Origin of the sequence: Rhodococcus sp. SGAir0479 (assembly GCF_005484805.1) — a bacterium.
GTDB lineage: Bacteria > Actinomycetota > Actinomycetes > Mycobacteriales > Mycobacteriaceae > Prescottella.
The window spans coordinates 584,787-611,127 of sequence record NZ_CP039432.1 but is presented as its reverse complement, the minus strand read 5'-3'; the positions used below and the strand labels follow the sequence as shown (position 1 = coordinate 611,127).

The 26,341-nt window shown below is 69.0% G+C and carries 23 protein-coding genes; 10 read left to right on the top strand and 13 right to left on the bottom strand.

The window, feature by feature from the left end; translation table 11 throughout:
- Positions 1 to 110: 110 nt before the first annotated feature.
- Positions 111 to 1,547, bottom strand: coding sequence for an FAD-dependent oxidoreductase (locus tag E7742_RS02935; protein ID WP_137797564.1), 1,437 nt, complete (start codon positions 1,545 to 1,547; stop codon positions 111 to 113).
- Between the two features lie 120 nt (positions 1,548 to 1,667).
- Positions 1,668 to 2,252, bottom strand: a complete 585-nt coding sequence (locus E7742_RS02930) for a TetR/AcrR family transcriptional regulator (protein ID WP_137797563.1) — start codon at positions 2,250 to 2,252, stop codon at positions 1,668 to 1,670.
- Positions 2,253 to 2,398: 146 nt separating this feature from the next.
- On the opposite strand from E7742_RS02930, the gene E7742_RS02925 reads away from it, so the two are divergent.
- Both E7742_RS02925 and E7742_RS02920 read left to right on the top strand, forming a co-directional pair.
- The gene (locus E7742_RS02925) at positions 2,399 to 3,514 is read left to right on the top strand and encodes an ABC transporter permease (RefSeq protein WP_137797562.1); all 1,116 of its coding nucleotides are present in this window, start codon (positions 2,399 to 2,401) and stop codon (positions 3,512 to 3,514) included.
- 223 nt (positions 3,515 to 3,737) lie between these two features.
- Complete coding sequence (locus tag E7742_RS02920; RefSeq protein WP_137797561.1) at positions 3,738 to 3,956, top strand: PLDc N-terminal domain-containing protein; 219 nt, start codon at positions 3,738 to 3,740, stop codon at positions 3,954 to 3,956.
- Positions 3,957 to 3,970: 14 nt separating this feature from the next.
- Here the strand turns inward: E7742_RS02920 and E7742_RS02915 are convergent, their stop codons facing one another.
- The 11 genes from E7742_RS02915 to E7742_RS02865 form a co-directional block, all read right to left on the bottom strand.
- On the bottom strand, positions 3,971 to 4,555 hold the full coding sequence (locus E7742_RS02915; protein ID WP_254699147.1) for a class F sortase: 585 nt from the start codon (positions 4,553 to 4,555) through the stop codon (positions 3,971 to 3,973).
- An 83-nt stretch (positions 4,556 to 4,638) separates the two neighbouring features.
- On the bottom strand, positions 4,639 to 8,001 hold the full coding sequence (locus tag E7742_RS02910; RefSeq protein WP_137797559.1) for a beta strand repeat-containing protein: 3,363 nt from the start codon (positions 7,999 to 8,001) through the stop codon (positions 4,639 to 4,641).
- A gap of 450 nt (positions 8,002 to 8,451) precedes the next feature.
- Positions 8,452 to 10,077: an acyl-CoA synthetase gene (locus tag E7742_RS02905; protein WP_137797558.1), complete on the bottom strand. Its 1,626-nt coding sequence runs from the start codon at positions 10,075 to 10,077 to the stop codon at positions 8,452 to 8,454.
- Between the two features lie 26 nt (positions 10,078 to 10,103).
- Positions 10,104 to 11,363 carry a hypothetical protein gene (locus E7742_RS02900; RefSeq protein ID WP_441346905.1) on the bottom strand — a complete coding sequence of 420 codons (1,260 nt, stop codon included), beginning with the start codon at positions 11,361 to 11,363 and terminating at the stop codon, positions 10,104 to 10,106.
- A complete protein-coding gene (locus E7742_RS02895; protein WP_137797556.1) occupies positions 11,360 to 11,911 on the bottom strand; it encodes a nuclear transport factor 2 family protein in 552 nt (183 codons plus the stop codon). Before E7742_RS02895 ends, E7742_RS02900 begins: the two co-directional genes overlap by 4 nt.
- A gap of 39 nt (positions 11,912 to 11,950) precedes the next feature.
- A complete protein-coding gene (locus E7742_RS02890; protein WP_137797555.1) occupies positions 11,951 to 12,148 on the bottom strand; it encodes a ferredoxin in 198 nt (65 codons plus the stop codon).
- 2 nt (positions 12,149 to 12,150) lie between these two features.
- Positions 12,151 to 13,581, bottom strand: coding sequence for a cytochrome P450 (locus tag E7742_RS02885; RefSeq protein WP_137797554.1), 1,431 nt, complete (start codon positions 13,579 to 13,581; stop codon positions 12,151 to 12,153).
- Positions 13,578 to 14,378 carry an SDR family oxidoreductase gene (locus E7742_RS02880; protein ID WP_137797553.1) on the bottom strand — a complete coding sequence of 267 codons (801 nt, stop codon included), beginning with the start codon at positions 14,376 to 14,378 and terminating at the stop codon, positions 13,578 to 13,580. Before E7742_RS02880 ends, E7742_RS02885 begins: the two co-directional genes overlap by 4 nt.
- Positions 14,378 to 15,583, bottom strand: a complete 1,206-nt coding sequence (locus E7742_RS02875; RefSeq protein ID WP_137797552.1) for a cytochrome P450 — start codon at positions 15,581 to 15,583, stop codon at positions 14,378 to 14,380. The genes E7742_RS02880 and E7742_RS02875 overlap by 1 nt, the downstream gene beginning before the upstream one ends.
- 4 nt (positions 15,584 to 15,587) lie before the next feature.
- The gene (locus tag E7742_RS02870) at positions 15,588 to 16,169 is read right to left on the bottom strand and encodes a TetR/AcrR family transcriptional regulator (RefSeq protein ID WP_137797551.1); all 582 of its coding nucleotides are present in this window, start codon (positions 16,167 to 16,169) and stop codon (positions 15,588 to 15,590) included.
- Between the two features lie 80 nt (positions 16,170 to 16,249).
- Positions 16,250 to 17,107 carry a mycofactocin-coupled SDR family oxidoreductase gene (locus tag E7742_RS02865; protein ID WP_137797550.1) on the bottom strand — a complete coding sequence of 286 codons (858 nt, stop codon included), beginning with the start codon at positions 17,105 to 17,107 and terminating at the stop codon, positions 16,250 to 16,252.
- Positions 17,108 to 17,276: 169 nt separating this feature from the next.
- Between E7742_RS02865 and E7742_RS02860 the strand changes: the two genes are divergently transcribed.
- From E7742_RS02860 to E7742_RS02825, 8 genes are all read left to right on the top strand, one after another.
- Positions 17,277 to 18,749 (top strand): aldehyde dehydrogenase, encoded by a 1,473-nt coding sequence (locus E7742_RS02860; RefSeq protein ID WP_137797549.1) that lies wholly within the window; start codon positions 17,277 to 17,279, stop codon positions 18,747 to 18,749.
- Between the two features lie 25 nt (positions 18,750 to 18,774).
- Complete coding sequence (locus E7742_RS02855; RefSeq protein ID WP_137797548.1) at positions 18,775 to 19,524, top strand: SDR family oxidoreductase; 750 nt, start codon at positions 18,775 to 18,777, stop codon at positions 19,522 to 19,524.
- Positions 19,521 to 20,429, top strand: a complete 909-nt coding sequence (locus tag E7742_RS02850; protein ID WP_302660503.1) for an NAD(P)-dependent oxidoreductase — start codon at positions 19,521 to 19,523, stop codon at positions 20,427 to 20,429. The genes E7742_RS02855 and E7742_RS02850 overlap by 4 nt, the downstream gene beginning before the upstream one ends.
- Positions 20,426 to 20,842, top strand: a complete 417-nt coding sequence (locus E7742_RS02845; RefSeq protein ID WP_137797547.1) for a carboxymuconolactone decarboxylase family protein — start codon at positions 20,426 to 20,428, stop codon at positions 20,840 to 20,842. The genes E7742_RS02850 and E7742_RS02845 overlap by 4 nt, the downstream gene beginning before the upstream one ends.
- Before the next feature lie 83 nt (positions 20,843 to 20,925).
- Entirely contained in the window at positions 20,926 to 22,407 is a 1,482-nt protein-coding gene (locus E7742_RS02840; protein WP_441346876.1) for an FAD-dependent oxidoreductase, read from the top strand.
- Positions 22,408 to 22,551: 144 nt separating this feature from the next.
- Positions 22,552 to 24,234 carry an oxalyl-CoA decarboxylase gene (gene oxc, locus E7742_RS02835; protein WP_137797546.1) on the top strand — a complete coding sequence of 561 codons (1,683 nt, stop codon included), beginning with the start codon at positions 22,552 to 22,554 and terminating at the stop codon, positions 24,232 to 24,234.
- Positions 24,231 to 25,412, top strand: coding sequence for a CaiB/BaiF CoA transferase family protein (locus E7742_RS02830; RefSeq protein ID WP_137797545.1), 1,182 nt, complete (start codon positions 24,231 to 24,233; stop codon positions 25,410 to 25,412). Before oxc ends, E7742_RS02830 begins: the two co-directional genes overlap by 4 nt.
- 48 nt (positions 25,413 to 25,460) lie before the next feature.
- Positions 25,461 to 26,333 carry a hypothetical protein gene (locus tag E7742_RS02825; protein ID WP_137797544.1) on the top strand — a complete coding sequence of 291 codons (873 nt, stop codon included), beginning with the start codon at positions 25,461 to 25,463 and terminating at the stop codon, positions 26,331 to 26,333.
- Positions 26,334 to 26,341: the final 8 nt, after the last annotated feature.

The window sequence follows — 26,341 nt, the reverse complement described above, 5'->3', positions numbered from 1 at the left end:
TGATCACGGCCGTTCGATGCGGACCGGCCGGCCGACCTGGATGCTATCGGGAAACGGGCGTGGCCCCGAATCCGGTGGCCGCACCGGTGCGGCACGACCACCGGCCACGGTCAGACGCGTGTCGCCGCGTCTCGTCCGGCCACTCGCCCGAAGGCGAGCGCATCGCCGATGTGGAAGCCACCGTCCTTGCGCCAGCTGTAGGTGGAGCTGATCTCGCCCGCGGCGTACAGCCCGGCGATCACGGCCCCGCGGGTGTCGAGGACCCTGGCCCGCCCGTCACGGCGCGGGCCACCGTTGCTCCAGCCCAGCAACGGCGTGACGGTCACCGCGTAGAACGGGCCCTCGCTCACCGGTCCCAGCGTCTCGGGCGCCCGCCCGAAGTGGTCGTCCCGCCCGGCCGCGCACGCCTCGTTGTACTGCGCGACGGTGCGAGCCAGCGTCTCCGGATCGAGCCCGACGATCGCGGCGAGCTCGGGGACGGAGTCGGCGCGGCGGATCCACCCCTTCTCGATCTCCGCGCTGTTGTCGACGCTCCACCGGCTTCCGGTCATCAGCAGGTTCCAGCCCACCGGGAGCACGTCGGGCGTCGGGCTCAGCGGGCCCGCGGCCCGCATCCGCTCGTCGAAGATCAGGTGGAATGGGCGCGTCGGGAACAGTTCGTGGACGCCACCGTGTTCGGTGTGTCCGTGCTTGGGCTCGGCGGCCTCGTCCACGAACCGGCGCCCGTCGCTCGACACCCACAGGTAGTTGTGCGCGTTCCACAGCGCGAGGTAGTGGCCGAACCGGTCGTCGCCGCGAACGCCGGTGATGGTCATCATGTTGTCCATGTGCCACAGGTCCGCGCCCACGGCCTGCGCCAGGCGGTGACCGTCCCCGGTCGCCGCCGGAGAGCCCCACAGCACGTGGTCCTCGACGCGCAGGTAGTCGCGCACCATCCCGGGGTCGGCCGCGAACCCGCCGGTGGCCAGGACCACGCCGCCGCGCGCGGACACCCGCCGGCGGCCGGTGGCCGTCTCGACCTCGACACCGACGACGGCACCGTCCCGGACGACGAGTTCGACGGCCGGTGTCCCGTAGCGGATTTCGACGCCACGCTCGACGAGGGCGCCGCGCAGGAACTCGTACAGTTCGCCGTTGCCCATCCGGCCCCCGACGGTGTCCATGCCGGCGTAGCAGTCGCTGCCGTCGAGCCCCAGATACTCGGGTTCGGTGTGGTACGCGCCGCTCATGGCCACGTCGGCCCCGAGTTCCTTCAGCCACGGTGAGATCCGCGCGGTCTCCGTGGCCCACGCGTCGACGACGTCGTCGGCGACCGGGAAGGGGCCGTTCAGTGCCCGCAGGAACGTCCGGGCCCGGTCCGGGTCGCGGTTGACCCACCACCCGCCGCCGGACACCCGCGTATTGCCCCCGGCCGTGGCCTCGTCGCACTTCTCGACCACCAGCACGCGCGCCCCGGCCTCGTGTGCGGCGAGCGCCGCCGCCGCTCCGGCCGCCCCCGACCCGACCACCACCACGTCGTATTCCTCGTCGAAGCCCGCACCGCTCACGTTCGCCCCTCTCGTGACAATGACCCGGATCGCCCTCGCGTGGCGATGTGACGTAGGTCATCCTGCGGTGCGCGGCGGGCGGGCGCGTCGCGCGTCCCGCCCAACGGGAGGACCGCCCGCTCAGTCGTCGATCAGCACCTGCAGCGCCGCGCCGTAACGCTCGACGATGTCGTCGATCGGGGCGGCGCGCAGCCACGGGCTCTCCATGACGTACAGCGCGGCCATCAGACCGGACAGCTGCGCGGCGAGCAGGTGGGCCCGCAGTTCCGCATCCGCACCCTGCAGTCGCGGCGCCAGCGGGGCGACGATCATCTGGTCGATCGCCTCCTGCAGATGCTCGCGCACCACCGGGCGATCGGATGCGCGCACGAGCGCGGCGTACACCGCGGTGGGCTTGTCCGCCTGCCTACGGCGGGTGCGCCGGACGACGAAATCGACCAGCGCCCGGCCCAATCCGTCGAGCGGTCCCTCGACGACCTCGACGAAGGCATCGGACATGGTCATGGTGCGAACGAACAGTTTTTCCTTGGACCCGAAGTACCGGATGACGAGCGCGGGATCGACGCCGGCGTGCCGCGCGATGTCGCGGACACCGGTCGCCGCGAACCCCTGCTCGGCGAACAACTCGGCCGCGGCGGCCTGCACGGCCTCGCGGTTGTGTGCGGCGCCCGCGCGGGCGCCCGACTCGGAGATCTCGGCGGGCATCGGTCGGTCCTTCGTTCGGTGCGGTCGTCCCCACTGTGCCCCACACCGTACGTCAACAGTGTTGACAAGCGGCGGTCAACACTGTTGACTTTTCCTTCGTCAACAGTGTTGACAGTTCGTTCGACGATTCAGGAAGGCCGGTGCGAATGACCGACACCCACGATCAGCGCCACCAGGAGTGGACCCAGGCCATCGAGGCCGACACCGAAGCGGTCGCTCCCGCGCTCCACCTCGACCACGGCACAACCACGCCGGCCGCGGCCGGTGGGACGCCCTGGCGCACCGTCGTGGAGTCGATGGTGTTCCCGTTGTTCTTCGCGGTGATGTTCGCGCTCTGCTACGTCAGCGCGTTCCACAGCCCGACGCCGCGCGACGTCGAGGTGGTCGTCGTCGGCCCCGAGACCGCCACCAGCGCCCTCGTCGATCGGCTCGCGCCCACGGTGGGCGACAAGTTCGCGCTCGAGACCGCCACCGACGCGGCCGGGGCGCTCGACCGCCTGCAGAACCGTGAGATCGCCGGCGTCATCGAGCTGGGCTCGACCATGAATCTGCACATCGCGTCGGCCGAGGGCACCATGCGCGTGCAGGCGGTGGAGGGGCTGGCCCAGCCGCTGGCCGCCGCGCAGGGGGTCGATCTGAACCTCGTCGACCATGCGCCGCTCGCGGCGGACGACCCCACCGGCACCGGTCTGTTCTATCTCGTCATGGTCTGCACCATCGTCGGTTACCTGACTATCACGGTGCTCTCCCAGGTGGCACCGCGGATGCGGTTGCGCCAGCAGCTCTCCGTACTGGGCGTGATGGCGGTCGTCGGCGTCCTCGCCGCGTACCTCGTCTCGGCGATCTTCGTCGGCTTCTACGGGGCGTCGTTCGCCACCAGTCTGGCGATGCTGGCGGTGGTGATCGCCTACACGATCATCGTGGGGCTGGTGAGCATCCTGGTGAACCGGGTGTTCGGCAAGGCCGCGATCATGGTGGTGATGGTGCTCATGATCTTCGTGAACTTCCCGAGCGCGGGAGGCGCGTTCCCCGCCGACTTCCTGCCGGGCTTCTGGTCGATGCTCAGCCACTTCTGGATCGGCGCGGGCGCCGTCGACGCGGTGCGGTCGATCATCTACTTCGGCAGCACCGGCGTGGGCCACGGTCTGCTGGTGCTCGCCGGTTGGTTCGTCGTCACGGCAGTCCTGCTCGGTCTCACGCAGCTCCGCAAGTCCGACGCCGACGCGGATGCCAGCCCCGCACCGCAGCACGCGGTGAGCTGACACCCGACGCCACACCCGACGCGAACGCCGCCCGGAACCCCGGGCGGCGTTCGCGTTTCGTCAGTTCCGTGCCAACGCCGCGCCGGGCCGTTCTCACCCGTGCGACACGCTGCAGACCAGCCGCACGCTGAGCGACACGAAAGTCGATACAAACCTTTCCGGTCGGGGTCCGGTAGGAAGAGACCGGAGCGTACGCGCGAGGCAGCCATGAAAGGACGACACGATGGCGAAGAAGTGGGCAGAACTCGGCACGGCCCAGCGGGCGGTGGTCATCGCGCTCGGTGCGGTCCAGTTGAGTCTGGCGGCCAGCGCGTGGGCGGACCTGGCGACCCGGAGCCGGGAGGAGATCAACGGCAGCAAGCGAACGTGGGCCGCGGTCATCGCGGTGAACTTCGTGGGCCCGCTCTCGTACTTCCGGTGGGGCCGTCGCAAGGCCGCGTGACGGCCGAGGCGTCCTCAGTTCTCCTGCGGCGGGCTGGCCTTCCGCAGTTCGGTCAGATCCGCGAAGACGACCACGTTGTCGCGGTAGCTGCGGACGTCGGTGTCGAATTCGCCACCGCACGTGATCAGTCGCAGGCCGGGGTGGTCGATGTCGCCGTATACCGCGGCTGTCGGGAAGGCGGACTTCTCGTAGCGTTCGACGCGCGTCACCCGGAACTCTGCCTCGCCGCCGTCCGACCGCTCGGCGACCACCTCGTCCCCGGGCGCCAGTTCCGCGAGGCGGTAGAACACACCGGGCTTCCGATCCCAGTCGACATGGCCGGCAACGACGGCGGGCCCCAGTTCACCCGGGGCCGGTGATCCAGAGTACCAACCCGCCGGGAATCCCGCCGGTGGCACCTGCAGTGCGCCGGCCTGGTCGAGTCCGAGATCCATCAGGTCGGTGTCGACGTCGATAGCCGGGATGACGAGCCGGTCGGGCCGCACGGCCCCGCTCGGAAGCGCCGGAGTCACCACTGAGGTGACCGGTGTGGCCGGAGCGGCCTGATTGTCCGATTCCGTTGCGGCGCAACCGGTGACCGTGAGGGCCGCTGCGGTCACGGCGACGAGTACAGCGGACAGGCCGCTACCGGTTCTCCACCGGTAGCGGCCTGCCGCAGTGCTCTTCATGGTGCTGTCAGATGCTACTGCTTGCGACGATGCCGACCGACCGCAACCGACGATCCGGCGGCAGCGGCGAGCAGAAGAGCGGTCCCGAGGAGCGCACCGCGACCGACGGCGCCGTCGGCGAGGCCCTGGTCGCCGGCTTCGACACCACCGACCGGCACTGCGGAAATCTGCCCGCGGGCCGCCGCAGTGGTGGTGGTAGCAGTGGTGGCGGTGGCGGACTCCGCACCGGTGGCCGCTTCCGAGGGGGGCGCCGCCGCAGCGACAGCTCCCGGAGCGTCGATGTCCTGCAGCTCCCGCGAGACCTCGGCGACGGGGCGGGGGCCGTTCCCCTCGCCCTCGGCGTCCGTGGGCGCGCCGCTACCGGCGTTCCCGTTGGCGGCGAGAGTACTTCCGAGCGCCGCACCACCCGCGAGCGCACTGCCGAGGGCCGCGCTGCCGAGGGTGCCGCCACCGGCAAGGGTGCTGCCGAGTGCGAGACCGCCCACGGCGGCACTGCCGAGCGCTGCGCTGCCGAGCTCGGAGCTTCCGGCATCGCCGCCGCCGACGCTTCCGGTGTCGCCTCCGGCGTTGGAGCCGGCTCCGCTGCCGTCGGCGCTTCCGAGGTCCAGGCTGCCGAGCGCCAGATCGGTCAGGCTGCCCAGGCCGGGGGCCTGCGAACCACTCCCGCCCTCTGCACTGCCCGAACTGCCGGCATCACCGGCACTGCCGGTTTCACCGGTGCTGCCGAGTGCTGCGGCACTGCCCAGAACGGGCAACGCGAGACTGCCGAACGGAAGGGCCAGGCTACCGAGCGCCAGCTCCCCGCTACCGAGGTCGCCCGCACTGCCGGTGTCGCCGACGCTGCCGGTGCCACTACCGGCGCCCAGATCACCGACGCTGCCGAGGGACAGGTCGGTGAGGCTACCCAGGTCCAGGTCGCCGCTACCACTGTCGACACTGCCCTCGTCACTTCCGAAACCACTGCCCGACTCGCTGCCGGAGGACAGGCTGCCCACCGGCAAACCCAGGCTGCCGAGCGCCAGATCGGCGAGGCTACCCAGCTCCAGATCGCCGCTACCCGCGGTCAGATCCGAACTGCCCGCCTCACCGGCACTGCCGGTTTCACCGGTGCTGCCCAGTGCCGCCGCGCTACCGACCACCGGCAACGCGAGGCTGCCGAACGGCAACGCCAAACTTCCCAACGCAACCTCACCCAGGCTGCCGAGATCGAGATCCCCGCTGCCCGTCTCGAGACTGCCCTCATCGCTACCGGACTCACTACCGGACGCGAGGCTGCCGAAGTCCAGATCAGTGGCGCCTTCGCCGCTACCGGACTCGCTACCGGACCCCAGGCTGCCGAGCGCCAGATCGGCGAGGCTTCCCAGATCCAGATCACCGCTACCCGCGGTCAGATCCGAACTGCCCGCCTCACCGGCACTGCCGGTTTCACCGGTGCTGCCCAATGCCGCCGCGCTACCGACCACCGGCAACGCGAGGCTGCCGAACGGCAACGCCAAACTTCCCAACGCAACCTCACCCAGGCTGCCGAGATCGAGATCCCCGCTGCCCGTCTCGAGACTGCCCTCATCGCTACCGGACTCACTACCCGACCCGAGGCTGCCGAGCGTCAGATCGGCGAGGCTACCCAGGTCCAACCCGGCCTCACCCAGACTGCCGAGATCGAGATCCCCACTGCCGGTCTCAAGACTGCCCTCATCGCTACCGGACTCACTACCCGACGCGAGGCTGCCGAAGTCCAGATCAGCGCTGCCCTCGCCGCTACCGGACTCGCTGCCGGACCCGAGGCTGCCGGGCGCCAGATCAGCGAGGCTACCGAGATCCAAATCGCCGCTACCCGCGGTCAGATCCGAACTGCCCGCCTCACCGGTACTACCGGCGAGGCTGCCGAACGGCAACGCCAAACTTCCCAACGCAGCCTCACCCAGGCTGCCGAGATCGAGATCTCCGCTACCGGTCTCCAGACTGCCCTCGTCGCTACCCGACCCGAGACTGCCGAGCGTCAGATCAGCGAGGCTACCCAGGTCCAACCCGGCCTCACCCAGACTGCCGAGATCCAGTTCACCGCTTCCGGTTTCGAGGCTGCCCTCGTCGCTACCCGACTCACTACCGGACCCGAGACTGCCGAGCGTCAGATCAGCGAGGCTACCGAGATCCAAATCGCCGCTACCCGCGGTCAGATCCGAGCTGCCCGCCTCACCGGTACTACCGGCGAGGCTGCCGAACGGCAACGCCAAACTTCCCAACGCAGCCTCACCCAGGCTGCCGAGATCGAGATCTCCGCTACCGGTCTCGAGACTGCCCTCGCCGCTACCCGACTCACTACCCGACCCGAGACTGCCGAGCGTCAGATCGGCGAGGCTACCCAGGTCCAACCCGGCCTCACCCAGGCTGCCGAGATCCAGGTCACCACTGCCGCTTTCAAGACTGCCGTCGCCGCTACCCGACTCACTACCCGAGGCTAGACTGCCGAGATCCAGACCGAGCCCGCCCTCGAGGCTTCCCTCACCGCTCGCGGAATCGCTACCCGTGGACAGGCTGCCTTCCGGGAGGCCGAGGCTGCCGAGCGCCGCCTCGCTGAGGCTTCCGAGGTCCAGGTCGGCGCTCCCGGCGTCCTCACTGCCTGCTTCGCTCCCCGTGGGGAGCCCGAGGCTGCCGAGGGCCAGTTCCGAAAGGCTGCCGAGGTCGAGCTCGCCGTTTCCGGCGCTCCCCAGCGCGCCCTCGAACACTGCGCCCAGATCCCCACTGCCGCTGTTCCCGAGCTCCGCGCTGCCGGTCTCCGCGCTGCCACCGTCGCTGCCCGAGCCGAGATCTGCCAGGCTGCCGAGACCGGCTTCGCCGCCGGCGCCGATGCTCCCGCCGTCGGAGCTACCGACACCTGCGTCGCCGGTACTCCCCGCCACCAACTGTCCCAGCGCGCCGATGCCGAGTTCCACGCTGCCGGTGGGGCTCTCGTTCGAACTTCCGGCGTCGCCGTCGCTGCCGGCCCCGTCGAGACTACCCAGCTCCAGGTTTCCCCCGCCCTGGGTCAGGCTGCCCGCGTCGACACCGCCGCCGCCGAAACTGCCCGTGCCGAGCTGCCCGAGGCTACCCAGGGCAGCCTGGGCGAGGTTGGCGAGATCCACGTTGCCCGCGCTGCCGGCGCCTGCGCCACCGTTCGCACCGCCCGGGCCTACGGCACTACCGAGACCGGCATTGCCATTGCCGTCGATACTGCTACCGAGGCCCGAAACACCGCCGCCGCCACCGCCGTTCGCGGTGCTTCCCAGCCCGTTCTGAGGGGCCGGGGTCGCCTGGGCGACGGACGGCGACGCGATCGTCAACGCCCCCACCGCCGTCGCCGCGACCATGATCCGACTCTTCATTCGCAGGGTTCTCATGTTTCTGGCTCTGTGGGTAGACATCGTTCCTCGACCTCCTCGATCGGCATGACAGCGACGCGCACAAGACAGCCCAACCGCATGAAGACAGAAATGGCGAACAATGCTCCCCGAAAATCCGTCGAGGCCCCCACCTCGACGAATAGCAATCCCCCCGGCCGCATGCATACAGGCGCGATCAAGATAACATCCCGATACGGCATCAATAAGTGAGCAAAAGAGCGAAACCCGTTCGCGCACCTAACAAACCGCTGTCAAATATTCAACGAGCTGGACTTTTCGCTCTCCCAGCCGAAGACAGGCGCCGGAATTCACCCCGATAATCACCCTCGCGACGTACGTCCGATCGAGTCACGCGACCGTTGATCGGCGGCGCTACGACGTGGGTGTGCGCGACGGACGGGCGAGGCACGGGAGGCTGCCGGGGCGGTGGCTCAGCCCGAACGCCGGTCAGTCGAGTCGATGTGCCGGATCGTTCGCCGCGGCGTGTGCCTTCGCCCAGCCGTAATCGGGTTTGCCGCTCGGGGTCCGCGCCACGTCGGGCACCACCCAGAACGTCCGCGGGATCTTGTAGCCGGCGAGCTGGTTGCGGGTGTGCTTCTCGAGGGACTCGAAGTCCGGATCCACACCGTCGCGGATCCGCACGACCGTCGCCACCCGAGAACCCCAGCGCTCGTCCGGCACACCGATGACGATCGCGTCGTAGACGTCGGGGTGCGCCTTGACGACGGCCTCGACCTCCTCGGCGAACACCTTCTCGCCCCCGGTGTTGACAACCATGTTGCCGCGTCCCAGCAGAGTGATCGACCCGTCGTCCTCGATCCGCGCGCGGTCACCGGTGACCACCGCGCGGCGCCCGTCGATGACGCGGAAGATCTCGGCGGACTTCACGGGATCCTTGTAGTAGCCGACCGGGACGTTGCCGAGTTTGGCCAGCCAGCCCTCGCCACCCGACCCGGGCGCGAGGATGCGGTCCTGGTCGTCGACGACGACCGAGTACCTGTTCGCCGTCACCCTGGGACCGCCGTGCTGCTCGAGACCCTTCGAGGCAAACCCGATTCCGCCGAACCCGGTCTCCGACGACCCCACCGAGTCGGAGATCAGGAGGTTCGGCATGGCCTCGAAGAACGCGTCCTTCACGGCAGCGGAGAACAACGCGGCACCGGACGCGACCACGCCCAGACTGGACGTGTCCCGCTCCTGCTCCCGAAACGCCTCGACGAGAGGTCGTCCCATGGCGTCACCGGTGATGACCATGACCTGGGGTCGGTAGCGTGCGACGAGCTCCCAGACGCGGGGCGCGTCGAACTTCGGTTCCATGATGACGGTGTTCCCGGTGAAGAACGCGGTGAAGGTCGGCATCATCGCGGACGTGTGGATCAGCGGTGGCAGCATCACCCAGCGCATCGACTCCCCCGCCGCGACGCCGCCGCGCGACTGCTGGAACTCGTCGGTGACGGGCTCGCCCGTGTAGAAGTCCAGCCCCCCGCCCAGTACCCGCCAGATGTCCTCGTGCCGCCAGACCACGCCCTTGGGTCGCCCCGTGGTCCCGCCGGTGTAGAAGATGTAGTGGTCGTCGGGACTGCGGTCCTCGAATCCCCGCTCCGGACTGCCGACGGCGAGCGCCTCCCGGTAGTCCACCGCTCCCGGCACCGCGCACTCGGCGCCGGTCGCCAGCACGTCCGGCACGCCGATCAGATGGCGGATTCGCGGTACATCGGGGAGCACCTCCGCGACCCGGTCCGCGAATCCCTGATGAAACACGAGCGCGTCCAGGTCGGCGTTGTCGTACAGGTAGCGCAGTTCATCGGACGTGTATCGGAAGTTGACGGTGAGGGGCACCGCCCGGAGTTTGAACGCCGCGATGATCGCAACCATGGTCTCGATCGCGTTGTGCATGTGGATGCCGATGTGCGCCCCCGCCCCGAACCCCGCATCCTTCAGGTGGTGCGCAAGGCGGTTGGCCCGCTCGTCGAGCGCGCGATAGGTCACCTCCTCGCCGGAGACGATCATCGCGAGTCGCTCCGGCATCGCGTCGACGGAGTGTTCGAACAGGTCGGCGAAGGTGTAGGCCATGCGCATGTCCTCGAGGGGTCGGCCGCTCAGACTACATAGAGCGGCAGGGGAATTCCGCGGTCTTCGAATTCGAAGGCGGCGCCGGTGCTGACTTTGGTGATCGCGACCTCGACGCACTCTGGGGCGGGTTCGTCGGTGACGTCGACGGCCAGAAGCAGACCGGCCGGGTCCTCGTCGAGGACGCGGACCGTGAACCGCGGATTGACGCCGCGCACCAGCGCCTGCAATGCCTCGAGATGCTCCCCGTCGATCAATGTCGGCCAGCCGCCGTCGATGTCGACCGGCCCGCGCCGGCCGACCCGCAGCTGCAAACGCCCGCCGCCGAATCGAATCTCGCTGTCCACGTACTGGGTCGGGTTCACCAGCGGATGCACCGACAGCACGGCCGCCAAGCCCTCGAGATCGTCCGGGAGTCCCAGCGCGTCCCGGATCCGCTGCGCGGTCACTCCCGCGATGCCGGTGAGCTGCTTGCGGGTGATCTCGCGGGCCTTGTCCTCGTCCACCCGCTTGCGGACCGCGATCAGGAAGCCGAGGGCGAGCAGGTGTTGCTGCAGACACACCTCCTCGGCGATGCGTACGAGCGCGGACTGGGAGAAGTCCTGGAACCGCACGTCCGACAGGAGCGGTCCCGCGTAGTCGTGGTTGCCCTCCCCCGCGGCGTCGATCGGGCTGAGCTCGACGGTGTACGCCGCGCTGCGGCCGACCTGCTCGGTGTGCGGCTGCATCGTCGGGGGAACGTGGGCCTCGTCGATGATCACCGTCCACGCACAGTGCGGGTGGCGGTCGGCGGGTCGGCGCGGCGGCCGGTGGATCGGGCGGACCTGCGCGTGCGGGTTGGTGGCCAGCGCGGTGGCGTCGAACGTGGGGTCCTCGATGTCGTGACACATCGCGGTCACGTACTCGTCGCCGAGTGGTTCGACGTCCATGAGCGCACCGCAGTGGTCGAGCCAGAACTCCCCGTGCTGCGGATCATCCACCCGGTAGCGGAAGTCCATGAACTGCGGCGGCGCCCCGATGTCGAGTTGCAGGCCCTTGAAGATGGTGACCACGTCGTCGCCCTCGTACCGCAGCGCACGCTGCATGCGCCGGGTGTACCACGGGCTCGCTGCCTGCCACTCCTCGATCGCGACCTGCGCCATGCCGGACCGTCCGAACTCGACGATCAAGTGCGCCATTCCCGACCGATCGATGAGCTGACCGCACAGCAACAGCTCGGGGACGAGCGTGGCGAGGTCGGCGCGGGACAGCGCTGCGAAGGACCGCGCCGATTGCGCCTCGATGCTCACCACAGCGGAACCGGTGCCTGGCCGACCGGGTACCAGCCCGGTAGCTTCTCCCCCGAGACCGACCGTTGGATGCGCGCCTGCATGCCCTTCGACAGGGCACCCGCCTGGATCATCTCCACGAAGAGTGCGGACACGTTGCCGAAGTCGAAGAAGTCGCGCTGCCACGACCACTGGAAGTTGCCCGCGTACCGGAACCAGCTACCCCCGAGGCCGTACACCGAGTAGTTGGTGCCGTCGGGACGCTTGGCGTCGGAGATCTGCTTCCACAGCCCGATCACGTTGCCGCTGACCTCGTCGACGACGAACTCCTGGTACGGGTACTCCCATCCCTCGAGGCCGGTCATCTCGAGCCCGAGTGCGACGTCACGGATCTCGTCCCGGCCGACCGCCATGAAGTCCTGGGTGGGGCCGTAGTTCCACCCGTAAGTCGCGTCCTCTGTGTAGAAATCCGCCAACGGCTTCCAGTCACCCGCCGCCTCGGCCTTCTTGTTGCCGTCCACCCACCGCTGGACCATCTCGTCGAGTTCCCCGCGATCGAATCCGGTCATGTTGTCGTCTCCTTCGAAAGTGGTTGTCCGGCTGGTTCTTCAGTCCTGCTCCGCGATACGCAAGGCCTGCGTCGGGCAGTAGCGCACCGCGTTCTCGACGTCCGCGCGCAACGATTCCGGCGGAGTCTGATCGAGGACGGTGACCTTGCCCCGCTTCGGTACCTCGAACACGTCCGGCGCTTCCATCTCGCACGCGGCGTGGCCCTGACACAGGTCCAGGTCGGCTTCGATGCGCATGCTCACGCCTCGCTCGAGTGGACGACGGGGCATCCGGTCGCGGCGGCCGCGACGGCGCCGCCCGACGCCGCCCGGGCGGTGCGCCTGCGGTAACGCACCCGGCAGGGCTGCTGCAACTGGACGACCATCTTGCTGTGATCGTTGCGGTAGCTGTCGGCCGGCTGCGCCATTTCGAACTCGTAGTCGCGCAGCAGAATGGAGAAGATGGCCTTGAGCTGCATCTGCGCGAACGCCGCGCCGACGCAGCGATGCCGGCCGGCGCCGAACGGAATCCAGGTCCAGCGGTTGGCGGTGTCCTCCTGGTTCGGGTCGATGTAGCGTCCCGGGTCGAACCGGTCGGGGTCCGGGAAGCTCTCGGCGATGCGATTCGACACGGCGGGTGTGGCGGCGACGAGGTTGCCCTCGTGGATGGCGTATCCACCGACCTCGAAGTCGCCGCGCGCGACGCGGAGCAGGACGATCAGTGGCGGATGCAGCCGCAGCGTCTCCTTGACGACCGCTTCCAGGACCGGAATCCGTCGAAGCGCGTGGAAGCTGATGTCGGCGCCGTCCGCGTACAACTCGTCCAGCTCGGCGGTGACCTGCGCCATCGCATCGGGATGGCGGAGCAATTCGATCAGCGACCACGCTGCCGTCCCGGACGTGGTGTGGTGCCCGGCGAACATCATCGAGATGAAGATGCCGGTGATCTCGTCGGCACTGAACCGCAGAGCGCCGTCCTCGTCGCGGATCGAGACCAGGACGTCGAGCATGTCCCGATCATCTTTGTCCTGAGGGGGATTCGCGATCCGCTCGTTCATGATTCCCTGCACCAGCTCCACCAGCGCCACCCGGGCGGCGTCCCGGCGCCGGAAGCTTTCGATGGGCGCGTACGGATCGACGAACGCGATCGCGTCGGTGCCCTGCTCGAGTTCGTGATAGAGCTTGGCGAACCGGTCGTCGAGTTGATCGCGAAACTTCTTACCGATCAGACACGCCGACGATGTGTAGATGGTCAGCTCGGCGAAGAACTCGAGCAGGTCGATCTCCCCCGCGTCGCCCCAGCCGGCCACCATGTCCTCGACCTCGACGCCGATGGTCGTCGCGTGCCCCTTCATCTGCTCACCGCGCAGCGCCGAATTGTGTAGCATCTCGGCCCGGCGCTCGGGGCTGGCGTCGAACACCACACCCTCACCGAAGATCGGTTTCATGAACGGATAGGCCGCCTGCTGGTCCAGGTCGCTGTCGGTGGAGCGGAAGAAGAATTCGTTGGCCTCCGCACCGGAGAGCATCACGACGTCGCGATCGGCCAGCCGGAACACGCCGACGTCGCCGCACTCCTCACGGACGCGGCGCATCAACGCGATCGGGTCGGTCCGCAGTTCCTCGAGGTGACCGTGCTCGTGGTCGCCGCCCGACACGCGTGGCGGATCGGGCAGTGTCGTCTCGGTCATGGCGTCTCCTCGGATGTCGGGAGGGGCGCCAGCGGCGCCTCGGGCTGGACCTCGATGAGGACGAGATGGACGCCGCGCGGGGCACCTACCACCGCGACAACCGCGTTCGCCATGTCGGAGGCGCGCAACATGTACCCGTGGCGGGCGAACCCCCACTTGGACCACAGCTCCGCGACGGGCGCCAGTATCTCCGGAGTGGAGTTCATGCCCATGCCGGTGGCGGTCGGTCCCGGCCGGACGACAGAGGCACGAATTCCGGTGCCCTCGAGCTCCATCCGCATCTGCCGCCCCATCGCCTCGAGACCGGCCTTGGCGGCGTCGTAGGCCCCCATCATGGGGCGCTGCCGGTCGGCGCAGTCGGACCCGATCAACACGAAGTCGCCCCGGCGCCGTTCCCGCATGCCGGGCAGCACCCGGTGCGCCAGCCGCTGGGCACCGACGAGGTGCACGTCGATCTGTCTGGCGAACCGGCCCGGATCCATCTGATCGGCGGCGCCGAACTCGAGGTCGCCGGCCCCGGAGACCACGATCTCGGCCGGCCCGAGGGCGTCCTCGGCGGCCGTGACGAAGGCGTCGACCGAGGCGTCGTCGGTGACGTCGAGGACGTGCGCGAACGCCTCGCCTCCGTTGCTGCGGATCTTGTCGGCGATCGCTTCGCTCTCGGCGACCCGCCGCGCGCCCAGGGCGACGGGATGCCCGAGTTCGGCGAGCGCGTAGGCGGTGGCCGCGCCGATCCCCGACGAGGCGCCACTGATGAGCGTCGGCCGACGGGTCGGGTTGGGTTCGAAACGGGGCATCAGCGCACCTGCACCTTCATCGGCAGGGCCGCGAAGCCCCGCACGTTCGTGGAATGGACACGTTCGATTCCGGACTCGTCGACCTCATACCGCCGAACCCTCTCGGCGAATTCGGTGAGCGCGATCCGGGCCTCGAGGCGGGCGAGGTGCGCCCCCAGGCAGAAGTGCACCCCGCCCCCGAAACTCGCAAGCTTGGTGGTGGACTCGCGACCGATCCGGTACGTGTCGCCGTCCTCGAAGACGGCCTCGTCCCGATTCGCGGACCCGATCAGCAGCAGTACCTTCTCCCCGGCCGGAACGGTCTGCCCGTAGTACTCGAGGTCGACGGCGCTGGTGCGCGCCACGATCTGGCTGGAGGTGTCGAATCGCAGCGTCTCCTCCACCCAGTCCGTCACCCGAGCGGGGTCGTCGAGCACCTGCCGCACCTCCTCGGGGTTGCGTGCACCCCAGTACGCGGCGTTGCCGAGCAGCTTGGTGGTGGTCTCGTTACCGGCGACCACCATCAGGAACAGGAACCCGAGAATCTCCTGATCGGAAAGCTGGTCCCCGTCGATCTCCGCGTCGAGCAGGGCGGAGGTGAGGTCGTCGGTGCGCGAGCGGCGGCGCTGCGCGATCATGTCCTTGTAGTAGGTCATGAGATCGAGCGAGGCCTCCACCGACGCCGGCGGTACGTCGAGGACGCCGTCCTCGCGGTGCACCACCAGGTCGGCCAGCCGGCGCAACTCCGCGCGGTCCGGTTGCGGAACGCCCATGAGTTCGGAGATCACATCCATCGGCAGCTTGCCCGCCACCTCGGCGATCCAGTCGAACTCACCCGCATCGAGTGCCGGCTCCAGGTACTGCCGGGTGAGTTCGCGGACTCGGCCGTCGAGCTCGGCGACGCGCCGCGGCGTGAAGCCGCGGGAGACCAGTTGGCGCAACCGCGCATGACGCGGGTCGTCCATCGCCAGGAACGACATCACCAGGTGGGCGTGCGGCCCGTACGCCGCCGGGTCGAGCGACACCCCGTTGGCGCTCGACAGGCGGGTGTTGTCGCGGAACGCCCGCAGCACGTCCCCGTGCCGCGACAACGCCCAGAATCCGATGTCCGGGTTGTGGTAGATCGGCGACTCGTTGCGCAGCCGCGCGTAGGTGGGATACGGGTCCTCGTGGAAGTCGTAGTCGTACGGATTGAAGACCACCGGGTCGATCAGCGCTTCGGTCATCAACTCACTCCAAAATCATTGTGGCGGAACGCTCCAACTGGCCGGCGAGGTCCTCGTAGCTGCCGTGGCCGATGCCTGCACGAAGCAGCGCCCCGGCGTAGAGCAGGTCGAGCGTCTCGAGCAACTCGGGGTCGGCCGGCTCGCCCAGAGCCTCGGCGAGACGGCCGCGAATCTCGATCCCGATCCGTACCCGCAGGTGCTCGACGTCCGGGTCGCCACCGAGCAGGGCATTGGTGACGGCACCCGACAAACCGGGCTCGTCGGCCAGCAGCAACGCGATGCCGCGCAGGACCGTCACGACGCGACCGATGCGGTCCAGGCCGTCGGATTCGGGGCGTGCCGACCGCGAGAGCCGGCGCCAGAACACCTCGGCGACAAGATGTTCCTTGGACGAGAAGTACGTGTAGGCGGTGGCCGGCCCGACCCCGGCCCGGGACGCGACGGCCCGGACGGTCAAGCCCGCGAAGTCCTCGTCCCGCAACACCTGCACGGCCGCCTCACACAGACGGTCGACGGTGTCCGCCTGCTTGGGCGTGAGGCGCCGCCGGGTGGACTCGAAGCTCGCACTGGACACGTGTCCGGACATTACTACAGAATCCTGTCCGGTGGCACCCATACGACGTTTCCCTTCACCGAGGACACGGCTCACCGGATCGGCCCGGACGACTAGAGGCCGATCCTCATTCCGGCGCCGGCATCCACCCGCAGCTGCTGCCCGGTGACGTAACGCGACTCGTCGGACGCGAGGTACACGACGGCGTGCGAGATGTCCTCCGGCTCCACCCACGGAATCGGCATGGCCTGCATGAACGGGAAGGTCACCGCGGCGTCCTCGGCCGTGGGGTTCTCGAGGTCCGGGCGGAACGTCTTGTACATCGGAGGGCTCTGCAGCATGTCGGTGTTGCAGTTCGTCGGATGGATCGCGTTGACGCGGATCGAGTCGGGACCGAGCGTCAACGCCAGTGAACTCGTGTACGACTGAATCATCTTCTTGGCCAACCCGTATCCGTCGCCCCCGGGCCCCTGCAACGCCTGCTGGCCGTTGAATCCCGTCTGCGGCACCAGCCCGGCCACCGAACCGATCGCGACCACCGAGGCGCCCGCCTTCAGATGCGGCAACGCGGCGTGCACGGTGTTGACCACGCCCACGAAGTCGACGTCGAACGCGTCCACGAAAGCCTGCGACGGCAGGTGCCTGCCGAGCGGGCAGATGCCGGCATTGGCCACCACGACGTCGAGACGTCCCAGGCGTGCGACCGCATCGGACAGCCGCGCCTCGAGCCGCGCGCGATCACGGACGTCGACCTGGGCGGTCACCACGCGCACTCCCGCCTTCTCGACCAGGCGCGCGGTGTCCGCGAGATCCGCTTCCGTCGCGAGCGGATACTCGTTGGTACCGATGTCCGCACACACGTCGAACGCGATGACGTCGGCACCCTCCTCGGCCAACCGGACGGCGTGACTACGCCCCTGCCCGCGGGCGGCACCGGTGACCAGAACGACCTTGCCGGCAACTCTCCTCATGGCCTGCTCCCTGTGATCGAACGGAGGGTGACGCGCACCCCACGAATCGGACATCGCGGATCGGTGACGAGAAGCCGTTCCGAAACTCGTTACGCGAGAACGTCATTGTCACCGACATTCGTTCGTACTATAGTCCAGACACCTGTCCAGCACGAAAGGTTCTGTGCACATGACGCTCCGACCCACCGACAGTTCCGCGCTGCTGATCGACGGCAAACTCGTGCCCGGGGCGGGCGGCGTCTTCGAGGTGATCGACCCCGCCACCGAGGAGGTGGTCGGCCACGCCGCCGAAGCCACGGCGGCCGACATGGATGCCGCCGTCGCGGCGGCCAGGCGCGCGTTCGACGAGACGTCGTGGTCACGGGATCATGCGTTCCGCGCCCGCTGCCTCCGGCAATTGCGCGACGCGCTGCAGTCACACATCGAGGAATTGCGGGAGATCACGATCGCGGAGGTGGGAGCGCCGGCGATGCTGACGGCCGGCCCCCAGCTCGAGGGGCCGATCGCCGATCTCGGGTTCTTCGCCGATCTCGCCGAGTCGTACCAGTGGGAGACCGACCTCGGGGTGGCAGCCCCGATGGGGATCAAGACCCGCCGCCGGATCCTCAAGGAGGCGGTCGGAGTGGTCGGCGCGATCACGCCGTGGAACTTCCCGCACCAGATCAACTTCGCGAAACTCGGCCCCGCCCTGGCCGCCGGGAACACGGTGGTCCTCAAACCCGCACCGGACACCCCGTGGTGCGCAGCGCTGGTGGGCAAGGTCATCGCGGAGGAGACCGACATCCCGCCGGGTGTCGTCGACATCGTCACGTCCACCGATCACGGACTCGGCGCGCAGCTGGCCCGCGACCCGCGCGTCGACCTGATCTCGTTCACCGGGTCGACCGCGACCGGCAAGGCGGTCATGGCCGCTGCGTCGGAGTCGCTCAAGAAGGTGTTCCTGGAGCTGGGCGGCAAGTCCGCGTTCATCATCCTCGACGACGCCGACCTCGCGGCCGGTTGCGCGATCGCGGCGTTCACCGTGTGCACGCATGCGGGGCAGGGCTGCGCGATCACGACCCGCCTGCTGGTGCCTCGTGACCGGTACGAGGAGGCCGTCGAGGCCACCGCCCGCACCATGGCGGGGATCCGGCCGGGCAATCCGGCCGATCGCGGGACCGTGTGTGGGCCTTTGATTTCCGCGCGGCAGCGAGCGCGGGTGGAGAGCTACCTGAAGCTCGCCGTCGAGGAGGGCGGCACCGTCGTCGTCGGCGGCGGTCGGCCGTCCGTGCCCGAGCGCGGGTTCTTCGTCGAACCCACGCTGATCTCGGGGCTCGACAACTCGTCCCGCGTGGCGCAGGAGGAGATCTTCGGGCCGGTTCTGGTGATCCTCCCCCACGACGGTGACGACGACGCCATCCGCATCGCCAACGACTCGCCCTACGGTCTGTCGGGGTCGGTGTGGGGCACGGATCCCGACCGGGTCCGGCACGTGGTCGACGGAGTCCGCACCGGCACCCTCGCCGTCAACGGCGGTGTCTGGTACGCGGCCGACGCCCCGTTCGGCGGCTACAAGCAGTCCGGGATCGGCCGCGAAATGGGCGTGGCCGGGTTCGAGGAATACCTCGAGACCAAGCTCGTGGCCGAGCCCGCACAGGCCTGACGGACGACAGAGAAGGAGCACACCGATGGGACGTTTCGACGGACGCACCGCCATCGTCACCGGCGCGGCACAGGGGATCGGTGAGGCGTATGCGCGGGCGCTGGCGGCCGACGGCGCCCACGTCGTGGTCGCCGACCTCAACCGCGAACTCGGCGAGACGGTGGCCAAGCAGATCGCCTCCGACGGCGGGTCCGCGGCCTTCAAGGAAGTCGATGTGGCCGACCCCGAGTCGGCACTCGAACTGGCCACGTTCACACTCGAACGGTTCGGCGGCGTACAGCACCTGGTCAACAACGCAGCCATCTACGGCGGCATGAAACTCGATTCCCTGCTGACCGTGCCGTGGGACTACTACAAGAAGTTCATGAGCGTGAACATGGACGGCGCCCTCAACGTGTGCCGGGCAGTGGTCCCGCACATGCGGGAAGCCGGCGGGTCGATCGTCAACCAGTCGTCCACGGCGGCGTGGGTGTACTCGAACTTCTACGGCTTGGCCAAGGTCGGCATCAACGGCCTCACGCAACAGCTCGCCTTCGAACTCGGGTGGTCGAACATCCGTATCAACGCGATCGCGCCCGGCCCGATCGACACCGAGGCCACCCGCACCGTGACCCCCGGCAACATCGTCTCGGACATGGTCAAGCGGATTCCGCTGCAGCGCATGGGCACTCCGGACGACCTGGTGGGGATGTGCCTGTTCCTGCTGTCCGACGAGGCGAACTGGATCACCGGCCAGATCTTCAACGTCGACGGCGGGCAGGTGATCCGGTCGTGACCGAGGACGGCGCGACCTCCACCGCGGTCGGGTACATCGGCCTCGGCAACATGGGTGCACCGATGGCGCGGCGGCTCCTCGATCGCCCCGGGACGCTGGTGGTGTGCGACGCGCGCGCGGAAGCACTCGAACCGTTCACCGCGGCCGGCGCCGTCGCCGCCGCGACACCGGCCGAGGTGGCCGCGCAGACGACCGTGATCTCGGTGACCGTGCTCGACGATGCTCAGGTCCGCGACGTCGTCACCGGCCCGGACGGCATCTTGACGACGGCCCGCCCGGGCACGGTGGTCGCGGTGCACTCGACCGTCAGCGACGTGACGGCCACCGAACTGGCCGAGACTTGCCGCGTCGCGGGAGTGGACCTCGTCGACGCCCCGGTCAGCGGCGGGGCACCGGGCGCTCAGCAGGGGCGCCTGGCCGTCATGGTCGGCGGTAGCGACGATGCCTTCGAAGCGGTGCGCGAACCTTTCGGGCACTTCGCCGATCTGGTCGTCCACGCGGGCCCGGTGGGTGCAGGAACCCGGATGAAGCTGGCCCGCAACCTGCTTCACTTCGTCTCGTTCACCGCGGCGTGCGAGGCGCAGCGGCTCGCCGAGGCCACCGGACTCGACATCCGCGCACTCGGCAAGGTGGTCCGGCACACCGACGCGATCACCGGCGGCGCCGGCGCCATCATGCTGCGGGACACCACTGCGGCCGTGGCGACCGACGACCCGTGGTTCCCGATCCTCTCCCACGTCCGCAACCTCGGGGAGAAGGATCTCGCGCTCGCGCTCGACCTGGGTGAGCGAGCGGACGTCGATCTTCCCCTCGCCATCCGCGCCCTCACCGATCTCGGCCCCGGACTGGGTGTCGGCACCGGACCCCTCGCCGAACACTCGGCCCACCGGAAGGAGAACGTATGACGGAAGAGAACGGCACCGCCGCCGCGTCGGAGCGGCGCCGGCGGGGCGTGGCGATGATGAACCAGGTCTACGGCTGGGAGATGCCCGCCGACGTGCCGGGCGACTTCTTCGCGGTCACCGCCGATCATCTGTTCGCCGACATCTGGACCCGCCCGGGTCTGAGTCTGCGGGACCGACGCCTGCTGCTGCTCGGCGCGATCGCCGCGCAGGGCCAGACCGACGTCGCCAGGATCCAGATCAATGCGGCCCTGCACAACGAGGAACTCACCGAGCAGCAGATCGAGGAGGCCGCGATCTTCCTGTGCCATTACGTGGGCTGGCCCCTCGGGACGGGACTGAACAACGCCTTGATCGCGGTCAAGGCCGAGCGGCGCAAGACCGCGCGGGCGGCCGAGCAGGCTCGAGCGGAGTAGTCCGCGCGTTTCGGGCACGGCGCCCGCCCGAATTGCGGATACTCGTAATAGAACACGTTCTACCGTCGAAAGGATCCCCCTTCATGTCTGAGCCGGTGTCCGGGGCCAGCCCGGTCCGACCGCTGTCCGCCGCGAGCATCGACAGTTGGGACTACGAGGCCGACGTCGTGATCGCCGGCTACGGCATCGCCGGAGTGAGCGCCGCGATCGAGGCGGCTCGGGCCGGCGCCGAGGTGCTGGTGCTCGAGCGGACGGGCGGCTGGGGCGGCGCGGCGTCGCTCGCCGGCGGGTTCATCTACCTGGGAGGCGGCACACCGCTGCAGAAGACCCTCGGGTTCGAGGACTCGGCCGAGAACATGAAGACGTTCATGATGGCGGCTCTCGGCCCCGGCGCCGACGAAGCGAAGATCACCGACTACTGCGACGGCAGTGTCGACCACTACAACTGGCTGGTCGAGTGCGGTGTGCCGTTCAAGGAGAGCTTCTACGGACAGCCCGGGTGGGAGACACCGTTCGACGACGGACTGATGTATTCCGGCGGCGAGAACTCGGCCCCGTTCAACACCGTCGCCACCCCGGCCCCCCGCGGGCACATTCCGCAGATGGCCGACAAGAAGGTCGGCGAGAAGGGCGGGGGCTACATGCTGATGAAGCCGCTCGTCGAGACCGCCACCGCGCTCGGCGTCCAGGCCCAGTACGACATGCGCGTGCAGACTCTGATCACCGACGCGACCGGACGGGTCGTGGGAGTACAGGCCAAGCAGTACGGCAACGACGTCACCGTCCGCGCCCGCCGGGGCGTGGTGCTGGCCACCGGCAGTTTCGCCTACAACAAGGAGATGGTCCAGGCGTTCGCGCCGCGGCTGATCGGACGTCCGGGTGCCGCGATCGAGGAGCACGACGGCCGCGCCATCCGCATGGCCCAGGCGCTGGGCGCGGACCTCGCGCACATGGACGCCACCGAGGTCGCATTCTTCGGCGATCCACAGATGATGGTCCGCGGGATACTCGTCAACGGCCGCGGGCAGCGGTACGTCAACGAGGACACCTATCCGGGACGGATCGGCCAGTTGACTTTGCTGCACAACGACAATCAGGCCTATCTGATCATCGACGAGGAGGCGTACGAGGAGGCGAAGACGACACCGTCGTCGACACCGTTCTTCCGCTTCCAGCCCAAGTGGGTGGCCGAGACCGTCGCCGAACTCGAGTCCGAAATGGGCCTGCCGGAGGGCACGTTGCAGGCCACCGTGGAGGTGTACAACAAGCACGCCGCGTCCGGGCAGGACCCGGTCCTGGGCAAGAAGCCGGAGTGGGTCAAGCCGATCGGTTCGCCGGTCGCGGCGTTGGACCTGCGCAACTTCACCGCCGGTTTCACGCTCGGCGGGCTGCGCACCACCACCGCGTCGGAGGTGCTCCACGTCTCGGGCGACCCGATTCCCGGATTGTTCGCCGCGGGCCGCTGCACCGCGGGGGTGTGCGCGTGGGGCTACGCGTCGGGCACCTCACTGGGGGACGGCAGCTTCTTCGGTCGCCGGGCGGGTGTCAGCGCCGCGAAGGGCTGATTCCGGGCCCGGCGGGGTGTCCGGACATGTCCGACGTTTCGGTCCGTTCCGTGCGCACGGGCTGACCTGCGCCCCCTACCGGTGGATACTCGGAGAAGACCGCGCCGTTGCGGCGGCGGACTCCAGTCGTCCGGGGATGCAGGTATGACCGAGGCCGAAACCGTCGACGGGAACGAACTCGTCGTCGACGCGCTCGCCGCCAACGGCGTCCGGGTGATGTACGGCGTCGTCGGGATCCCGGTCACCGATCTGGCCCGCACCGCGCAGGCGCGGGGCCTGCGGTTCCTCGGCTTCCGCAACGAGCAGGCCGCCGGGCACGCCGCCGCGGCGGCCGGCTTCCTCACCGGACGTCCCGGCATCTGCCTGACGGTGTCGGCGCCCGGTTTCCTCAACGGCCTGGTGGCGCTCGCGAACGCCACCACCGACTGCTTCCCCATGATTCAGATCAGCGGATCCAGCGAGCGCGAGATCATCGATCTCCGGCAGGGTGACTACGAGGAACTCGACCAGCTCGCGGCCGCGCGACCGTTCGCGAAGGCCGCTTACCGTGTCGACTCCCCCGACCTGATCGGAATCGGGGTGGGGCGGGCCGTCCGCGCCGCCGTCTCGGGTCGCCCCGGCGGGGTGTACCTGGACCTGCCCGCCCGCGTGCTGCACGCGGTCGCCCCGCGCCGGGAGCAGCCGGCGATCGTCGACGCAGCGCCGCGCCAATTGCCCGCCCCGGACGCGGTGGCGCGGGCGGCAGCGGTTCTCACACAGGCGCAGCGTCCGTTGTTCGTGCTCGGCAAGGGCGCGGCGTACGCACGGGCGGACGGCGTGATCCGCGAGCTGGTGGAATCCACCGGCGCCCCGTTCCTGCCGATGTCGATGGCCAAGGGGTTGCTGCCGGACGACCACCCACAGTCCGCCGCGGCCGCCCGCTCGCTGGTACTCGGCAGCGCCGACGTCGTGGTCCTGATCGGCGCGCGGCTCAACTGGATGCTCGAGCACGGGCAGCCCCCGCGATGGTCGGCGGAGGCGCGGTTCGTCCAACTCGACATCTGCGCAACGGAGTTCGACAGCAACCGGCCGATCGCAGCGCCGGTACTCGGCGACATCGGCTCGTCCGCCGAGGCGCTGCTCGGCGCGCTTCGCGGGAACGATGTGGGACCGTCCGCCGAGTGGCTCGCCGACATCGACGCGAAGAAGCGGTCCAACGCCGCGAGGATGGATGCGCGTCTGCACGCCGACGTGCATCCGATGAACTTCGCGGTGGCGCTGCGCGCGGTTCGCGACGTCCTCGACACCCACCGGGACGTGATCGTGGTCAGCGAGGGCGCGAACACGCTCGACAACGCCCGCAACATCATTCCCCTCCACGAACCCCGCCACCGCCTGGACACGGGCACGTGGGGTGTCATGGGCGTCGGACTCGGCTACGCGATCGCCGCGGCCGTCGAGACCGGCAGTCCGGTCGTCGCGATCGAGGGCGACAGTGCTTTCGGCTTCAGCGGCATGGAGATCGAGACCATCTGCCGGTACCGACTGCCCGTGGTCGTGCTGGTCTTCGACAACGGCGGCGTCTACCGCGGGGACGAGGTAAACCCCACCTCCGCCGATCCGGCGCCGACGGTGCTGCTGCACTCGAGCCGCTACGACGTCCTGATCGAGGCGTTCGGTGGCGTCGGATATCACGCCGACACCCCCGACGAGGTGGCCGGCGCCCTCCGGTCGGCCCTGGAGTCGGGCGGGCCGGCGCTGATCAACTGCATCATCGATCCGGCGGTCGGCACCGAAAGCGGTCACCTGGAGAAGCTCAACCGTCCGGTGCACGAGGAGGAACCATGACCGAGGACCCCAGCGGACATCTCGACCCCACCAAACCACAAGCACTCGAGGGCATCACCGTCGTGGACTTCACCCACGTTCTCGCCGGCCCCACCTGCACCCGGATGCTCGCCGACGCCGGCGCCCGGGTCATCAAGATCGAACGTCCCGGGGTGGGCGACGACACCCGCGAGATGGGTCCGTTCGCCGCCGACGGGAGCTCCGAGTACTACCGGCTGGCGAACATCGGCAAGGAGAGCATCGCGCTCGACTTCAAGAAAACGGACGACATGGCGCTGGTTCGCGCGATGATCGAGCACGCCGACGTGGTCGTGGAGAACTTCCGGCCGGGTGTGATGGCCCGGCTCGGGCTCGCACCGGACGATCTCGTCGCCCAGCACCCCCGGTTGATCGTCTGTTCGGTCTCGGGATTCGGGCAGTACGGACCGCTGCATCAGGAATCGGCCTACGACACGGTGATCCAGGCGCTGTCCGGCATCATGGACGCCACCGGATGGCCGGACGGACCGGCCACCCGCGTGGGCACGTCGATCTCGGACATCACCGCCGGGATCATGGGGTACTGCGGGATCGTCACCGCCCTCGTCGCACGGGAGCGCACCGGTCGTGGCACCACCGTCGACATCGCGATGCTCGACAGTACGTTCTCGCTCATGGAGCACGGCCTGATGGACGCCCTCGGTCCCCGGGTGCGGCCGACCCGGCTGGGGAACCGCCATCCGTTCATGTACCCGTTCGACACGTTCGAGTGCAGCGACCGCCCCATCGCCATCGCCGTCGGAAACGACCACCTGTTCGGGCTCATGTGCGGCGCAATGGGTCTCACGCAGCTGCCGTCGGACGAGCGGTTCGCCACCAACGTCGACCGCTGCTCACACCACATCGAGCTCAAGACCGCGATGGAGGACGTGTTGCGCACCGACACCGGCGAGGCCTGGCGCGGGCGACTGATCGAGGCCGGAGTGCCGGTGGGAATCGTCCTCAACGTCGACGACACTCGCCAGCTCGACCAGATAGCGGTGCGGGGGATGATCAAGAACGTCGGCGGATTCGATGTCCCCGGCACGCCCCTCAAGTTCGGGACGTGGGATTCGCTCGGTTCGACGATCCCCTCCCCCGAGCTCGACGACTGCGGCGACATGCTGCGCCGAGAATTCGGGTCGCACCGGGACGCCTGACCCGTGTCCTCCGCCGCGGTGGGCACGCCGGTGTGAGAACGTCGGGTCATGGGGAGAAGCGACACCTGGCCGATGCTCGACCGTGGAACGCGCCTGTGGTGGCGGAGCGTCGGCAGACAAATCGATCTCGCGGGCGAACACGCGTGGTTGACCGCCCCCGTCTCCGGGCGGGGCGCAGTCCGCGACCTCTGGCTTCCCGCCGAGGCGGAGCGCGTCAGCGGACGGATCGTCCGAGGTGGAGGCGGCGTCCGCGGCCTACTGCCCAGCATGGATGCGCTCGCCGGTCCCGAGTTCGATCCGAGCGCGGTGGACGCGAAGATCCGGAATTTCTACGAGAACACCGCGTCGTGGCGGATGGACGCATGGACCCGGTGGTCACGGGGCTTCGCGGCACCGGGCGCGATCATCGAATCGCTGTACGGCAGACGGCTGCAACAACTTGCCCTCCCTGTCGATTCGCTCGCGGTAGCGCACGGAGTGGACAGCGAGATCGTGTCGATCGAGGGTCCGGACGGAGAGCACGCCGGCTCCGCCTGGCTGCGGACGCTCCGCCGCACCGGCGACTACATGTTCAGTGGCTACTACCGCGTCGGCCGGCTTCCCGACCGCGCACAGCCCAGCGTGCACGTCAGCTTTCCACTCGAAAGCGGCAACGTGCAGGTGTATCTGCGCCCGTCCAACGGTCCCGACGGATCGATGACGCTGTCGTCACCGCCGGGACGCTTCGGTGACGACGGCGCTTACGTCACTGTCGTCGAAGGTGAGCGGACGTATGCGGCTCGGGTACCGGTTCACGAGGAGTTCCGGCTGTACCTCGACAGTGAGGGCGTCGTCCGGACCGACCATGTCCTGAAGATTTGGGGCGCCAAGGCCGTACACCTGCACTATCGGCTGTCTCCGTCACCCGTGCGGTCGGTGTAGGTTCGGCG

Bases quoted from the DNA above. Each gene is read 5' to 3' on its own strand.
- E7742_RS02930 (WP_137797563.1), bottom strand. From the start codon at position 2,252: ATGCCCGCCGAGATCTCCGAGTCGGGCGCCCGCGCGGGCGCCGCACAC.
- E7742_RS02925 (WP_137797562.1), top strand. From the start codon at position 2,399: ATGACCGACACCCACGATCAGCGCCACCAGGAGTGGACCCAGGCCATC.
- E7742_RS02920 (WP_137797561.1), top strand. From the start codon at position 3,738: ATGGCGAAGAAGTGGGCAGAACTCGGCACGGCCCAGCGGGCGGTGGTC.
- E7742_RS02910 (WP_137797559.1), bottom strand. From the start codon at position 8,001: ATGAGAACCCTGCGAATGAAGAGTCGGATCATGGTCGCGGCGACGGCG.
- E7742_RS02905 (WP_137797558.1), bottom strand. From the start codon at position 10,077: ATGGCCTACACCTTCGCCGACCTGTTCGAACACTCCGTCGACGCGATG.
- E7742_RS02895 (WP_137797556.1), bottom strand. From the start codon at position 11,911: ATGACCGGATTCGATCGCGGGGAACTCGACGAGATGGTCCAGCGGTGG.
- E7742_RS02890 (WP_137797555.1), bottom strand. From the start codon at position 12,148: ATGCGCATCGAAGCCGACCTGGACCTGTGTCAGGGCCACGCCGCGTGC.
- E7742_RS02885 (WP_137797554.1), bottom strand. From the start codon at position 13,581: ATGACCGAGACGACACTGCCCGATCCGCCACGCGTGTCGGGCGGCGAC.
- E7742_RS02880 (WP_137797553.1), bottom strand. From the start codon at position 14,378: ATGCCCCGTTTCGAACCCAACCCGACCCGTCGGCCGACGCTCATCAGT.
- E7742_RS02875 (WP_137797552.1), bottom strand. From the start codon at position 15,583: ATGACCGAAGCGCTGATCGACCCGGTGGTCTTCAATCCGTACGACTAC.
- E7742_RS02870 (WP_137797551.1), bottom strand. From the start codon at position 16,169: ATGTCCGGACACGTGTCCAGTGCGAGCTTCGAGTCCACCCGGCGGCGC.
- E7742_RS02865 (WP_137797550.1), bottom strand. From the start codon at position 17,107: ATGAGGAGAGTTGCCGGCAAGGTCGTTCTGGTCACCGGTGCCGCCCGC.
- E7742_RS02860 (WP_137797549.1), top strand. From the start codon at position 17,277: ATGACGCTCCGACCCACCGACAGTTCCGCGCTGCTGATCGACGGCAAA.
- E7742_RS02855 (WP_137797548.1), top strand. From the start codon at position 18,775: ATGGGACGTTTCGACGGACGCACCGCCATCGTCACCGGCGCGGCACAG.
- E7742_RS02845 (WP_137797547.1), top strand. From the start codon at position 20,426: ATGACGGAAGAGAACGGCACCGCCGCCGCGTCGGAGCGGCGCCGGCGG.
- E7742_RS02840 (WP_441346876.1), top strand. From the start codon at position 20,926: ATGTCTGAGCCGGTGTCCGGGGCCAGCCCGGTCCGACCGCTGTCCGCC.
- oxc (WP_137797546.1), top strand. From the start codon at position 22,552: ATGACCGAGGCCGAAACCGTCGACGGGAACGAACTCGTCGTCGACGCG.
- E7742_RS02830 (WP_137797545.1), top strand. From the start codon at position 24,231: ATGACCGAGGACCCCAGCGGACATCTCGACCCCACCAAACCACAAGCA.
- E7742_RS02825 (WP_137797544.1), top strand. From the start codon at position 25,461: ATGGGGAGAAGCGACACCTGGCCGATGCTCGACCGTGGAACGCGCCTG.